The following is a 13,744-nucleotide window of genomic DNA, read 5'->3' on the forward strand; positions in this document are numbered from 1 at the left end:
GTCAGCTCGCCATGTCCGTCTTGAGCCAGGCCATGTAGTCGCGCAGGCCGGCTTCGAAATCGACCGAGGGCGAAAAGCCGAACGCGGCACGTGCGGCGGAGAGATCGGCAAGGGAGTCTCGCACATCGCCGGGCCGGGGCGGGCCGTAATCGACGGTGGCGCGGAGGCCCGACACCCGCTGCATCATCTCGATGAGCGCGTTGATGGTGATGCGGGTGCCGCTGCCCAGGTTGAAGGCGCCCGAGACGCCATCGGCCAGTGCCGCCTTGTAGTTCGCCCAGGCCACGTCCGCGACATTGACGAAATCGCGGGTCTGCTCGCCGTCGCCGAACACGGTGATCGGTTCGCCGCGCAGCATCCGGTAGGCGAAGATCGGGATCACGTTGCCGTAGGCGTCGAAGCGCTGGTTGGGCCCGTAGACATTGAAGTAGCGCAGCGCCACCACGCCGATGTCGTAGAGCTTTGCATAGCTGAGCGCGAATTTTTCCTTGAACAGCTTGGAGGCGCCATAGGGGCTGTCGGGCTCGACCGGATGATCCTCGGCGATCGGCAGGGTCTTGAGTTCGCCGAAGATGCCGGCCGAGGAGGACACGACGACGCGGCCGACGCCGGCCTTGCGGGCGGCTTCCATCAGCGTCACCGTGCCCATGACATTGATGTCCGCATCGAGCCGCGGGTCGTCGATGGAACGCTTGTTGCCGACTGCGGCGGCCAGGTGAAAGACCACATCGCAGCCCTCGATGGCGGCCGCGGTGGCGTCGGCATCGCGGATGTCGGCCTCGATGAAGCGGATCTGCGGATCGAAATCCAGGTTGCGCCGATAGCCGCTCAGCAGCGAATCGATCACCGCCACCTCGTGCCCTTCCGAGCGCAGGAGCCGGCACAGGTTCGATCCGATGAAGCCGGCGCCGCCCGTGACAAGTGCTTTCATGATGCTGGTATCCTTCTGCCGCGCGCCGCTGTCCCGCCGCCAGTGCGGCCGGCCGGTGTGACTGAACGGGAGATCGGCCTAGTTGGCAACCCTGTCTCCGTTTCCGCTTCCGAGGGCGGTCGCCAGGATGATCTTCAAGTCCAGGAGCAGGGACTGGAGCGCGAGGTAGCGCGCGTCCCACCGCGCGAGCGTTTCGGGATCGCGCATGTCGATGCCGTTGACCTGCGCCAGGCCGCTGATTCCGGGCTTGAGCGCCAGCACCCCCAGCCGGCGGCGGGCGTCCACCAGGTCCCGCTGGACCGGCAGGCAGGGGCGCGGGCCGACCAGGCTGATCTCGTTGCGGAAGATGTTGATGATCTGCGGCAATTCATCGAGCTTGAGTTTTCGCAGCACCGCGCCCAGCCGCGTCACGGAACTGGCGCTGACTTCGTGCGTGCTGAGATTGGCGGTGCCGCTCTTCATGGTGCGGAACTTGTAGCAGATGAAGGGCCGGCCGTCTTTGCCGACCCGTTCCTGTGCGAAAATGCCTGGGCCTTTCGATTCTATCCGGACCAGCAACCAGATCAGGACCAGCGCCCACCAGAAGACGACGGCGACACCCAGGGCGAAGGCGAGATCCAGGCCGCGCTTGAGGAAGCGGTAGACCCGGTTTTCCGCCTGGCCGTCGCTGAGGATCGCCGGGTCGGCAAGGGCAGGGGTTGCCTCGCTGGCGCCGAGCGATCCAATCACGCCGGCGATCCGCCCGATGGAGACGGTGGGCTTGAGCGAAGCGACCGCCTCGAAGGCCAGCGGGGCGATCGCGGAGGGCAGCTTCGCGATGAATGCCGGCCGCTCGGCAAAATCCGGCGTGTAGACATAGGGGAGATGGAGGTTGAGCACCCTGATGCCCTCGAGCCCGGCCAACGCCTCGGCCGCGGCCCGCTTGCTGAGCGCATAGGGCGAGCGGTTGGACGGGTCGAGCGCATGGGTGGAGGAGAGGTTCACGAAGGTGGCGATCCCGGCTTCGCGTGCGCGGCGCGCCATGTCGAGGGCGCCGTCGACATTGACCTTGAGGAAGGCCTCGGGCGGCTCATGCGATGTGGTGTTCAGGACTGCCAGATGCAGCAGCAGATCGGCCCCCTGCGCCTCCCGGACAAGCTCGGCATAATCGCAACAGGCCTGGCCCGGAAACAGGCGGGCGAGCTTCGCCTTGTCGCGCCCGGCGAGCAGCAGATCCGCGCCACCCTGCCGCAGCAGCGGAACGAGGTTCCGCCCCACATATCCGGTCGCGCCTGTCACCACGAGTTTCACCAGGGTCATTCCTTTGGCCATGCCGCGCTGTCCGGCCGAAACCGGTGAGGATGTTGCCCGGTTCGCGCGCTCGGGCCTGCCGGCCGGAGCCTCGCCTGCGCGGCCGATCCTGCCCATGAACTCCCCGGCCGGACCGGGAACGCCCCCGCTTACAGCATTGTCACGCCGATTTCCACGGCGTTTGACCGGAACCGCCCGGCCTTGCCCGCCCCGCAAACGAAGAACCCCGTGCCTCCCAGCGGGAGGCACGGGGCTCAAGGATCATCGTGCCGGTGCGAGACCGGCGTCAGGCCGCAACGGCAGAGGCGGACGACGGATGAGCCGCCCGGTGGCGGATCAGATCCTCGATCGAGATCAGCGGCAGGCCGTGCAGGCGGCAGAACTCGACCAGGTCCGGCAGCCGGGCCATGGTGCCGTCGTCATTGGCGACCTCGCAGATGACGCCGGAGGGGTTTGCGCCGATCAGGCGCGCGAGGTCCACGGCCGCCTCGGTGTGGCCGGGCCGGCCGAGCACGCCGTCGGGGTGGGCGCGCAGCGGGAAGATATGGCCCGGGCGCGCGAAATCATCCGCGACCGATGCCTCGTCCATCAGCGCCCTGACCGTCGCCGCACGGTCGGCGGCGGAGATTCCGGTCGTGGTGCCGTGGATATAGTCCACCGAGACGGTGAATGCCGTCTTGAGGTATTCCGTATTGTTCGGGACCATCAGCGGGATGCCGAGCGCATCGAGCCGCTCGCCTTCCATGGCGATGCAGACCAGCCCGCGAGCGTGCTTCATCATGAAGGCGATCGTCTCGGGTGTTACGTGATCGGAGGCGACGATGATGTCGCCCTCGTTCTCGCGATCCTCGTCGTCGACGACCACCACCATGCCGCCGCGCGCCAGTGCGTCCAGTGCATCTTCAATTGTCGAAAGTGTCATTCCAGTGCCTTTCAAGGGTTACCGCGTGAGCGGCCAAACTGCGACCTTGCGGCCGCCTTCCATCCCTTGGGCGAACACAGCACCAAGGCCTGCCCGCGAGGGAAGCCACAATGCCGATGCTCTCTTTCATCCGGACTCTAACCGTCGGCTCCGGCATCGCACCGGATCTGCTGCCTTTCACCAGGGGTGAAAGCGCTCGCGGGCTCCCGGCATTGCCGGATACCGCCGGTGGGGAATTTCACCCCGCCCTGAGAACCCTTGCAAAGTAGGGGAAAGCGCACCGGCTTTTCAAGCCTAAACTAAGACGATCCGGCAAAATCGGCAGGCTGGCCCGTTGATCGCGACCGGGTGCGCCAACGAAAAGAGCACGGCGCGTGCGGCACCGTGCTCTTTTGGCAAGGATTCGGGGCTTTGGGCCGTTACCAGCAGCAGAAGCCGCCATCGACGAGCAGGTCGACGCCGGTGACGAAGCTCGCCGCGTCGGACAGCAGGAACACGGCGGGGCCGACCATTTCGTCGACATTGGCCATGCGCTGCATCGGGGTCTGTTCCTCGAACAGCCTGGTCTGGTGCACCATCTCAGGGCGCGTGTTCATCGGCGTCGCGGTGTAGCCGGGGCTGATCGTGTTGACGCGAATGCCGCGTCCGACCCATTCCATCGCCATCGACTTGGTCATGTGGATGACGCCGGCCTTGGAGGCATTGTAGTGGCACTGGTTGAGGCCGCGGTTGACGATGACGCCCGACATCGAGGCGATGTTGACGATCGAGCCGCCGCCGTTCCTCAACATGGCGCGGGCTTCGGCCTGGCAGGAGAGGAAGACGCCCTTGAGATTGATGTCCATCATCGTCTGGAACTGGGATTCCTCCATCTCCTCGGCCGGGTTGGCATTGGCGATGCCGGCCGAGTTGACGGCGAGCGTGAGCTTGCCGAGCTCCGCCTCGGTGCGGGCGACCGCCTCGTCGAGGGCTGCGGCCTGGGTCACGTCGGCGGCGATCTCGATGCTGCGCCGGCCGGCGGCCTTGATGTGGCGGGCGGTGGTTGCCAGCCCGTCATCGCTGCGGCGGTCGAGCAGCGCCACATCCGCCCCGCATTGCGCGAGCCCGATGGCGATCCGCTGGCCGATGCCGCTGCCGGCGCCGGTCACCAGAGCCACATTGCCCGAAAGATCGAAAAGCTTCGGCGCGTTCAAAGTCATGTCCGACATGGTCGTTCTCCTGCAAGTCAGAGTGTGGCGAGTTCCATCACCGACACGTCGTTGGCGTCGGCGCCGTCGAGGATGCCCGCCTGTTTCCCTTGTGCCATAACCATGATCCTGTTGGACACGCCCAGCACCTCTTCCAGGTCCGAGCTGACCACGATGACGGCAATGCCCTGGCGGGCCAGGTCCATGATGGTGTCGTAGATCGAGGAGCGCGCGCCGACATCGATGCCGCGGGTGGGCTCGTCGAGGACCACGACCTTCGGGTTGCGCGCCAGCCATTTCGCCAGCACCACCTTCTGCTGGTTTCCGCCCGAAAGCTCTCCGGCGTTCTGTTCGCCGCGCCCCTTCACGCCGAATTTCCGGATGGAGGCGTCGGCGAACCGGCTGAGCCGTTTCGAGGTCAGCCAGCCCGACCTGGAAACGGTATCGAAATTGGCGTAGCCGATGTTTTCCGCGATCGAGTGGTCGACCACCAGGCCCTGCAGCTTGCGGTCTTCCGGCACGAGCACGACGCCGTTGCGGATCGCGTCCCGTGGCGAGCGCAGCGCCAGCACCTTGCCGTCGAGCACGACGTCGCCGGCGGAGATCGGGTCGGCCCCGGTGATCGCCCGGACCAGTTCGGTGCGGCCGGCGCCGACCAGGCCCGCAATCCCGAAGACCTCGCCGCGTTTGACTGCGAAGGAGATGTCGCGGAAGCTGCCCGACGGCGCCGAAAGGCCGCGAACCTCGAGCATGACGTCGTCGGCGGGGGTGGGGACGGCCGGGAACATGCGGTCGAGCGAGCGGCCGACCATGGCCTCGACGATGCTGCGCACGGGCACGTCGCCGTGATCGAATTCCTGCACCTTGTCGCCGTCGCGCATCACCACGATGCGGTCTGCGATCTGGCGGATTTCCTCGAGCCGGTGGGAAATGTAGATGATGCCGACGCCGTCGGCCTTGAGGCGCTCGATCTGGCGGAACAGGAGCTGGGTCTCCTCGCCGCCGAGAGCTGCCGTGGGTTCGTCGAGGATCAGCAGCCGCGCATTCAGCGTCAGCGCCTTGGCGATCTCGATCAATTGCTGCTTGGCCGTGGAAAGCCCTTCCACCAGCCGGCTCGGCGACACGTCGAGGCCGAGCCGCTGCAGGCCGGTATAGGCGCGCTCTTCCATGGCCCGCCGGTCGATCCGTCCGCCGCTGGTGAGATAGCGGCCGACAAAGACGTTTTCGGCGATCGACAATTGCGGCAGCAGCTGCAGTTCCTGGTGGATCATGCCGACGCCCGCATCCATGGCGGCGCGGGGGGTGGCCGGCGCATAGGCTGCGCCGAGCCATGTCATCTGGCCGGAACTCGGCTGATCGGCGCCGGAAATGATCCTCGAGAGGGTCGATTTCCCGGCGCCGTTCTCGCCGAGCAGCGCCACGACTTCACCTGCCCTGACATCAAGGTCGATGCCGTGCAGCACCTCGAGCGGCCCGTAGACCTTGCGGATCTGACGGAGCGAGAGGATGGGAGCGAGGTCGGCGGCAGTCATGGCGCTGTCTTCCGGTCGTGATCAGGGATGTTCGGCGACGAACTCGGCTGCGTTCTCGGGCGTGGTCAGGAAGCCCGGCAGCAGCTGTTCGGCGGGAAGCGTTTCGCCTGCGGCAAGCTTGATGGCGCTGTCGACGGCCAGTCGGCCGATACCGCGCACCTGCTGGGTTGCGGTGGCGTCGAAGCCGCCTTCGGCCAGGATCGGCAGGGCGGTGGTGTCGCCGTCAAAGCCGCCGACATAGACGCGCTGCGAGACGCCGGAGACCTTGACCGCCTGGGCGGCACCGAGCGCGAGACCATCGGCCTGTGCGAAGATCAGGGTCACATCGGGATGTGCCTGCAGCAGGTTCTGGCCGATGTTGAGGCCCTCTGCCTGCGACCACTGCTCGCTCCACTGCTGTGCCACCAGCTCGACGCCCGAGTTCTCCTCGATCGCCTTCATGCAGCCCTTGGTGCGCTCGACTTCCGGGGTGGTGCCCTTCTGGCCGTGGATCATCAGCATCTTGCCCTTGCCGTCGGCGAGCCCGATGATGTGCTTGCAGACTTCATAGGCCGAGGTGGCGTTGTCGGTGGCGATGAAGGTGTCGCCGGGCGCGCCGTCGGCATTGCGGTCCACGTTGACGACCGGGATGCCGGCTTCCTTGGCGAGGCGCGTCGGCACGGCGGCGGCGGCGGCGCCTGCGGGGATGTAGATGAAGGCGTCGATGTCCTGCGTCAACAGGTCCTGCACCTGGCTGACCTGGGTCGCGCTGTCGTTCTTGGCGTCGACGGTGATGACCTCGATGCCCTTCTCCTTGGCATAGGCTTCGACGCCGATCTTGATCTGGTTGAAATAGTCGGCCTGCAGGTTGGAGACGGCGAGCCCGATCTTCTTGACTTCATCGGCGGATGCGCCGAGCGGATGCAGGGCGGTCGTCGCCAGTGCTGCGGCGGCCAGAAGCATGGTCTTCAATTTCATGGTGGAACTCCTCCGTTGGTTCGGGATCCCTGCGACCATCGCAGGACCGAGGGGGTTGCCCGGCAGATGCCCGGGGTTGATCTGGCGGCGGCGCCGCCAAAACGGTGCCTGCCGCGTCCTCAATTCCTCTTGATGGCTTCGGCCGCGACGGCCAGTGCGATGACGACGCCGATGATGACGGCCTGCGTGAAGGGCGAGACCCCGAGAAGGTTCAGGCCGTTGCGCAGCACGCCGATGATCAGCACGCCGATGATGGTTCCCAGGATGCCGCCCTTGCCGCCGCTGAGGCTGGTTCCGCCGATGACGACGGCCGCGATCGTGTCGAGCTCATAGGAGACGCCGGCCGTCGGCTGCACCGAGTCGAGCCGCATGGCCAGCACCACGCCGGCGAGGCCGGCCAGCAGACCGGAGACGACATAGACGCCGATCGTGTAGAGATTGACATTGATGCCGGCGAGGCGGGCGACTTCCTGGTTGCCGCCGATCGCATAGAGCGAGCGTCCGCCCGAGGTATAGCGCAGATAAAGCCAGCCGAGCACGAAGACGACGAGCATCACCGCCACCGTCACCGTCAGAAAGCCGCCATAGCGGTTGTAGGAGAGCAGGCTGAACCAGGAGGGGAAGCCGACGATCTGCTGGCCGTCGGTGATCATGTTGGCAAGGCCGCGCGCCACCGACATCATCGCCAGCGTAGCAATGAAGGCGGGCACCCCGAGCGCGGTGATGAGCAGGCCCGAAACGGCGCCGCTGGCCGCGGCGACGCCAAGCGCGAGCAGGATGCTCAGCGGCAGCGGCAGGCCGAGCTGGTTGGCGAGATAGCCCATCACCATCATCGCCAGCGCCAGCACCGAGCCGACGGCGAGATCGATGCCGCCGATCAGGATCACCATGGTCATGCCCACGGCCATGATGCCGAGCACCGTGATCTGGTCGAGAACATTGAGCAGGTTGCGCGCCGACATGAACTTGTCGGTGGCGAATGTCAGGAAAAGGCACAGCAGGATCAGGCCGATCAGCGGGCCCGTCGTTCCTCGCAATGCCGTCAGCAGGTTCGCGCCCGTGCCGCGACCCTGGTCCGCCGCTGATGCCGACATCCAATCCTCCCATGCTCCTCCCCGTCAGTCTCGACAGGGCATAAATATTCATTACTGTGTGTAAATGCGTAGCGCAGGGATCTGTCGGCTGTCAACTCCGGATCTTCAGGCTGTTCCCGTTTTAATTTGTCCGCCGCAGCTTGACAGTGGAGATGGGCGTGCAATTATATGTCCTACGGTATATTTATTCAGAATGAGGTTTCCATGCAGCCGAATGATCTCGACCGCATTGCAAGGCAGATACGCCTTCGCGATCTCCAGGCGGTTTACGAAGCGGGCGCTGGCCATATCGGTGGCGAGATGTCGGCGATCGACATCCTGACGGCGCTCTATTTCCAGGTTCTCCGGATCTGGCCGGATCAGCCCAAGCATCCCGAGCGGGACCGGTTCGTGCTGTCGAAGGGGCACGTGGCGCTGGCCTTTTATGTCACGCTGGCCAAGCGCGGCTTCTTTCCGGAGGAGGAGATCTCGACCTTCCTCAAGCCGCATTCGCGCCTCAACGGCCACCCGAACTGCAACAAGGTGCCGGGCGTCGAGACCAATACCGGGCCGCTCGGGCATGGTCTGCCGGTTGCCGTCGGAATGGCCAAGGCCGCCAAGCTGACCGGCGCCGGCTATCACACCTATGTGCTGACCGGGGATGGCGAGATGCAGGAAGGCTCGAACTGGGAGGCGATCGCCTCGGCCGCGCAGTTCGGCCTCGACAATCTCACCCTGATCATCGACCACAACCGCTTCCAGCAGGGCGCGGCGCTGAGCGACACCAACAACCTGGCGCCCTTCGCCAGCAAGCTCGCGGCCTTCGGCTGGGACGTCACTGAAATCGACGGCAATGCCATGGCCGAGATCGTCCCGGCGCTGCAGCACCGCGCGGCGCGGCCGCATTGCATTGTCGCCCATACCAACAAGGGCCAGGGAATTTCTTTCATGCAGGACAGGGTCGAGTGGCATCACAAGGTGCCCAATGCCGAACAGTACAAGATTGCTGTGTCCGAACTCTCGGAGGTGCTGTGATGAACGCCGTGTCCGCCCCCGAAAAGCTGCATGACTGCCGCGATGCCTTCGTCGCCGTGCTGGAGCGCCTCGGCGCCGAAAACACGAAGGTCGTCGCCGTCTGCAATGATTCCGTCGGCTCGTCCAAGCTCGGCGGCTTCAAGTCGAAATGGCCCGAGCGGCTGGTCAATGTCGGCATTGCCGAGCAGAACATGGTCGGCGTCGGCGCCGGGCTCGCCAATGGCGGCCTGCTGCCGTTCGTCTGCGGTGCCTCCTGCTTCCTGACCGGGCGCTCGCTCGAGCAGATCAAGGCCGACATCGCCTACTCGAACGCCAATGTGAAACTGGTCGGCATCTCCTCGGGCATGGCCTATGGCGAACTCGGCCCGACCCATCACTCGATCGAGGATTTTGCCTGGATGCGGGTGCTGCCCAATCTGCCGGTGATCGCGCCGTGTGATTCGATCGAGACGGCCGCGGCCGTGGAATGGGCGGCCGGCTACGAGGGGCCGGTGTTCCTGCGTCTGTCGCGCGTCGGCGTGCCGGACCTGCTGCAGCCGGGCCATGCCTTCGAGCCGGGCAAGGCCAACCGCCTGCGCGACGGCGATGCGGTCACCCTGATCGCCAACGGCACCCTGACCCATCGCGCCATGAAGGCGGCTGGCCTTCTCGCCGCGCGCGGGATCGAAGCGCGCGTCCTCAACATGGCGACCGTGCGCCCGATCGATGCCGAGAGCATCGTTGCCGCTGCGCGCGAGACCGGGGCGATCCTGACGGCCGAGGAACATTCGGTCTATGGTGGCCTGGGATCCGCCGTCGCGGAGGTCGTCGTCGCGGAAGCGCCCGTGCCGATGAAGATTCTCGGCGTCCCGGGCATCTTCGCGCCGACCGGATCGGCGGAGTTCCTGCTCGATGAATTCGGCATGTCGCCGGAGGCCATGGCAAAGGCTGCCGAAGACCTGCTGGCGCGCAAGGGCAGCCGCGCGTAACGGCTGTCGAACAGACCCCTGGATGCCGCCACGAGCATGGCGGCATCTTTCAGCCTTCGGAGCCGACATGACCACCGCCATTCTCGCCATCGACCAGGGCACCACGAACTCAAAGGCCGTACTGGTCACGGCCGCAGGTGAAATCGTCGCTCGCGGCTCTTCGCCGGTGGGCATTTCCCATCCCCAGCCGGGCTGGGTGGAGCAAAGCCCGGAGCGGGTCTGGCAGTCGGTTCTCGAGGCAATCGGCGCCTGCCTGGCCGATGCCCCGGCCACGAGCATTGCCGGCATCGCCATTTCCAACCAGCGCGAATCCGTGACCATCTGGGACGCCGAAAGCGGTGAGCCGCTCGGCCCGGTGATCAGCTGGCAGTGCCGCCGGACCGCGCCGGACTGTGCCAAGCTCAATGCCGCAGGCCATTCCGCCCGCGTCGCGGCCCTGACCGGCCTGCCCATCGATCCGATGTTTCCCGGACCCAAGATGAAATGGCTGATCGACCGCGCACCGGCCGGGCGGCCGTTGCGGCTCGGCACCATCGACGCCTGGCTCATCCACCGCCTGACCGGAGGCAAGGTGCATGCCTGCGACGCCGCCAATGCGGCCCGCAGCCAGCTTCTCGACCTCGGGCGGATGGCCTGGAGCGACGAGCTTTGCGCGCTTTTCGGCGTCCCGAAAGAGTGCCTGCCGGAGATTCGCGACAGCGCATCGCGGTTCGGCCAGACCCTCGGCGTCCCGGGCTTGGCCGACGGCCTGCCGATCGCGGCGGCGATCGGTGACAGCCACGCAGCGCTTTTCGGTCACGGCGCCTTCGCGCCCGGCGACGGCAAGATCACCTTCGGCACCGGTTCGTCGATCATGACGACGCTGCCGCATTTCATCGCGCCGCAAAACGGCATCACCACCACCGTCGCCTGGTCGCTCGACGGGCGCCCGACCTATGCCTTTGAAGGCAATATTCTCGTCTCTGCCGCCTCGCTGCCGTGGATGGCGGAGATCCTCGGCCTGCCGGACGTGCAGGCGCTGGTCGATCTCGCCGAAACCGCGGCCCCGGAAGGTCCGGGCTTCGTGCCGGCCTTTGTCGGCCTCGGCGCGCCCTACTGGCAGGCCGATGCGCGCGCGCTGTTTTCCGGGATCACCTTCAATACCACCCGCGCGCAGATGGCGCGCGCGGTCACCGATTCGATCGCCTTCCAGGTCAACGATGTGTTCAAGGCCATGGCGTCGCAGTCGCCGACATCGCTGGGCCGGCTGTTCGTGGATGGCGGGCCAAGCCGGAATGCGTTCCTGATGCAGTGCGTGGCCGACACGCTGGGCCACCCGGTCATCCAGTGCGATGCCGCTGAATCCTCGGCGCTCGGGGCGGCATATCTCGCCGGCCTCACGCTCGGCCTCTGGGCAGATCTGGACGCGGTGCGCGCGCTTCCCCGGCGCACGGCGGTGCTGGAACCCGCGCCGTCGGACACTGCGGCACGCCTGGCCACCTGGCGCGAGGCAATCTTCCGCTCGACCGTTCCCGTGACTTCAATTATGGGTGAATAAAAATTCACTCATCGGAGGGTTCATGGGACGTCTCAACGAGCTTCGACTGATCGCCCGGGTCGCGCAGATGTATCATGCCGAGGGCAAGCGGCAGGCAGAGATCGCCGCCATCATGCATATGTCCCAGGCGACGGTGTCACGCATGCTCAAGCGTGCGGAGATGGAAGGGATCGTGCGCACCACCATCATTCCGCCGCCGGGCACCTTCGCGGAACTGGAGACGGCGCTGCGCGAGCGCTACGGCCTGACCGAGGCGATCGTCATCGACTGCTCGGAGGACCGCGACGGGTCGATCATGGCCCGGATCGGCGAGGCCGCGGCGCATTTCGTGGAAGTGACCCTGCAGCAGGACGAAATCATCGGCGTGTCCAGCTGGAGCCAGACCATCCTGCGCATGGTCGACAACATCCATCCGCTGAAAAGCGGCCGCGCCAAATACATCGTCCAGATCCTGGGCGGCATGGGCGAGGCCTCGGTGCAGACGCATGCGACCCAGCTGACAGCCCGGCTGGCCAAGCTTACCGGCGGCGAGCCGCGGCTTCTGCTGGTGCAGGGCATCACCTCCTCGCGCGAGGCCAAGCTGGTGATGCTGTCCGACCCGGTGGTTCGCGGCACCATGGACCTGTTCGGCCGGCTGACGCTCGCCATCATCGGCATCGGCGCGGTCGAGCCGTCCGAACTGCTGGCCCGGTCCGGCAACGTCTTCTCGCGCCAGGAAATGGCGATGCTGCACGACGCGGGCGCGGTGGGGGAAATCTCGTTCCGCTTCTATGACCGCAACGGCAAGCCGGTCGAGACGCCGCTCAACGAGCGGGTGATCGGCATTTCGCTCGAGGATCTGCGCAAGGCGGAGCGGGTCATTGCCCTGGCGGGCGGCGAATCCAAGACCGAAGCCATCGCCGGCGCCCTGAGAATGGGCATCATCGATGTGCTCGTCACCGACAAGTTTACCGCGGCCCGCCTGACAGCCTGACGCTCCTCCGGGACGGACTGTCGGAACGGCTGCACTCAAAAGGAGTGAGACTATGCAGCGTTTTTCCGGTCAGACCGTTTTCGTCAGCGGCGGCAACAAGGGCATCGGGCTCGGCATTGCCCGGCGCTTTGCCGAAGAGGGCGCCAATGTCGCGATCGCGGCGCTCGAGGCCGACACCCCCGACGTGGCTTCGCGGCTGGCCGAGGACACCGGCGCCAAGGTGTTCGGGATCAGGCTTGACGTGACCAAGGCTGCGGAGGTCAGGCAAGCCTATGCGGAGGCGGAGGCACGCCTCGGACCGCTCAGCGTCTCGGTGCAGAATGCCGGCGTCATCACCATTGCCAAAGTCGAGGATCTGAGCGAATCCGAATGGGATCTCAATCTCGACGTCAATACCAAGGGCGTGTTCCTCTGCTGCCAGGAAGCGGTTTCGCGGTTCCGGGCAAGCGGCACGAAGGGGCGCCTCGTCAACACTGCGTCCGGCCAGGCCCGCCAGGGCTTCATCTACACCCCGCATTATGCCGCCTCCAAGTTCGGTGTCGTCGGCCTGACCCAGAGCCTTGCCAAGGAACTGGCGAAGGAAGGCATCACCGTCAATGCCATCTGCCCGGGCATCATCCACACCGAGATGTGGGACTACAACGACCGGGTCTGGGGCAAGATGCTCGGTGACTACGGTCCGGGCGAACTGATGGCCGAGTGGGTCGACGGCATCCCGATGGGGCGCGCCGGCACTCCCGCCGAAGTCGGTGCGCTGGTGGCGTTCCTGGCCTCCGCAGATGCGGCCTATATCACCGGACAGACGATCAACATCGATGGCGGTCTGATCATGTCCTGACGCGATTAGGGGTAGGGCGACCGGCGCGCTCCCCGCCAGGCCCGGGCTGCCGTGCGAGCGGCCCGCCTCGGCGCGCTCCTTGGTGCCGCCAAGGCTTCATGATCCCATTTCAAGCTGTGCCTGGCACGACATAGGTTGCCGTTGCGACCCTTGGACTCCCGTGTCGCAACGGCTTCCACCCGGATGGTTCTCGCCCGGCCGGACCTTGATCTTCGCACAAGCCACAGGTTTCCACGGGCAGGGCGAGTGGAATTTTACAAAGTGCTTGACAATCCATTCGGATGATGGAAACGTTTCCAACAGAGCTTTGGGAGGGGCACGGGTGGAATCTGACAGGCAGCGTGAAGCGACGATCAAGGATGTGGCCCGCCTTGCGGGGTGCGGCATCGCGACCGTCAGCCGCGTGTTGAACCGCAGCGGGTCCGTCAGTCCCGAAACCCAGCGCAAGGTCATCTCGGCCGCGCGCGAACTCGGTTTCGAGTTCAGCGATCTCGGCCCCTC

Annotated in this window: 13 protein-coding genes and 1 riboswitch; of the genes, 6 read left to right on the plus strand and 7 right to left on the minus strand. The window is 65.9% G+C overall.

The genetic code is table 11. The features are described 5' to 3' along the window. Window position 1 precedes the first annotated feature (1 nt). The 7 genes from AWJ14_RS13910 to AWJ14_RS13940 form a co-directional block, all read right to left on the minus strand. Window positions 2-931 (minus strand): SDR family NAD(P)-dependent oxidoreductase, encoded by a 930-nt coding sequence (locus AWJ14_RS13910; RefSeq protein ID WP_066180236.1) that lies wholly within the window; start codon window positions 929-931, stop codon window positions 2-4. Between the two features lie 78 nt (window positions 932-1,009). Beyond that, window positions 1,010-2,242 carry a hybrid nucleoside-diphosphate sugar epimerase/sugar transferase gene (locus tag AWJ14_RS21965; protein WP_210183544.1) on the minus strand — a complete coding sequence of 411 codons (1,233 nt, stop codon included), beginning with the start codon at window positions 2,240-2,242 and terminating at the stop codon, window positions 1,010-1,012. Between the two features lie 265 nt (window positions 2,243-2,507). Next, window positions 2,508-3,143 carry a 3,4-dihydroxy-2-butanone-4-phosphate synthase gene (ribB, locus tag AWJ14_RS13920; RefSeq protein WP_066180238.1) on the minus strand — a complete coding sequence of 212 codons (636 nt, stop codon included), beginning with the start codon at window positions 3,141-3,143 and terminating at the stop codon, window positions 2,508-2,510. Between the two features lie 114 nt (window positions 3,144-3,257). Next, a riboswitch (FMN riboswitch) is annotated at window positions 3,258-3,403 on the minus strand. 159 nt (window positions 3,404-3,562) lie between these two features. Next, window positions 3,563-4,351 (minus strand): SDR family oxidoreductase, encoded by a 789-nt coding sequence (locus AWJ14_RS13925; RefSeq protein ID WP_066180242.1) that lies wholly within the window; start codon window positions 4,349-4,351, stop codon window positions 3,563-3,565. A 17-nt stretch (window positions 4,352-4,368) separates the two neighbouring features. Then, on the minus strand, window positions 4,369-5,862 hold the full coding sequence (locus AWJ14_RS13930; protein WP_066180244.1) for a sugar ABC transporter ATP-binding protein: 1,494 nt from the start codon (window positions 5,860-5,862) through the stop codon (window positions 4,369-4,371). 21 nt (window positions 5,863-5,883) lie between these two features. Then, window positions 5,884-6,819 carry a substrate-binding domain-containing protein gene (locus AWJ14_RS13935; protein WP_066180247.1) on the minus strand — a complete coding sequence of 312 codons (936 nt, stop codon included), beginning with the start codon at window positions 6,817-6,819 and terminating at the stop codon, window positions 5,884-5,886. Between the two features lie 119 nt (window positions 6,820-6,938). Continuing rightward, window positions 6,939-7,913, minus strand: coding sequence for an ABC transporter permease (locus AWJ14_RS13940; RefSeq protein ID WP_066180249.1), 975 nt, complete (start codon window positions 7,911-7,913; stop codon window positions 6,939-6,941). A 204-nt stretch (window positions 7,914-8,117) separates the two neighbouring features. On the opposite strand from AWJ14_RS13940, the gene AWJ14_RS13945 reads away from it, so the two are divergent. The 6 genes from AWJ14_RS13945 to AWJ14_RS22845 all read left to right on the plus strand — a co-directional run. Then, window positions 8,118-8,927 (plus strand): transketolase, encoded by an 810-nt coding sequence (locus tag AWJ14_RS13945; RefSeq protein WP_066180252.1) that lies wholly within the window; start codon window positions 8,118-8,120, stop codon window positions 8,925-8,927. Then, window positions 8,927-9,895: a transketolase family protein gene (locus AWJ14_RS13950; protein ID WP_066180254.1), complete on the plus strand. Its 969-nt coding sequence runs from the start codon at window positions 8,927-8,929 to the stop codon at window positions 9,893-9,895. Before AWJ14_RS13945 ends, AWJ14_RS13950 begins: the two co-directional genes overlap by 1 nt. Before the next feature lie 67 nt (window positions 9,896-9,962). Beyond that, a complete protein-coding gene (locus AWJ14_RS13955) occupies window positions 9,963-11,432 on the plus strand; it encodes an FGGY family carbohydrate kinase (protein ID WP_066180256.1) in 1,470 nt (489 codons plus the stop codon). Between the two features lie 22 nt (window positions 11,433-11,454). Then, window positions 11,455-12,405, plus strand: a complete 951-nt coding sequence (locus tag AWJ14_RS13960; RefSeq protein WP_066180258.1) for a sugar-binding transcriptional regulator — start codon at window positions 11,455-11,457, stop codon at window positions 12,403-12,405. 52 nt (window positions 12,406-12,457) lie between these two features. After that, complete coding sequence (locus AWJ14_RS13965) at window positions 12,458-13,243, plus strand: SDR family NAD(P)-dependent oxidoreductase (protein WP_066180260.1); 786 nt, start codon at window positions 12,458-12,460, stop codon at window positions 13,241-13,243. A 361-nt stretch (window positions 13,244-13,604) separates the two neighbouring features. Then, window positions 13,605-13,744, plus strand: a 140-nt coding sequence (locus tag AWJ14_RS22845) for a helix-turn-helix domain-containing protein (RefSeq protein WP_280949317.1), incomplete at its 3' end; no start/stop codon positions are given.

The sequence above is a fragment of the Parahoeflea olei genome, assembly GCF_001703635.1.
GTDB lineage: Bacteria > Pseudomonadota > Alphaproteobacteria > Rhizobiales > Rhizobiaceae > Hoeflea > Hoeflea olei.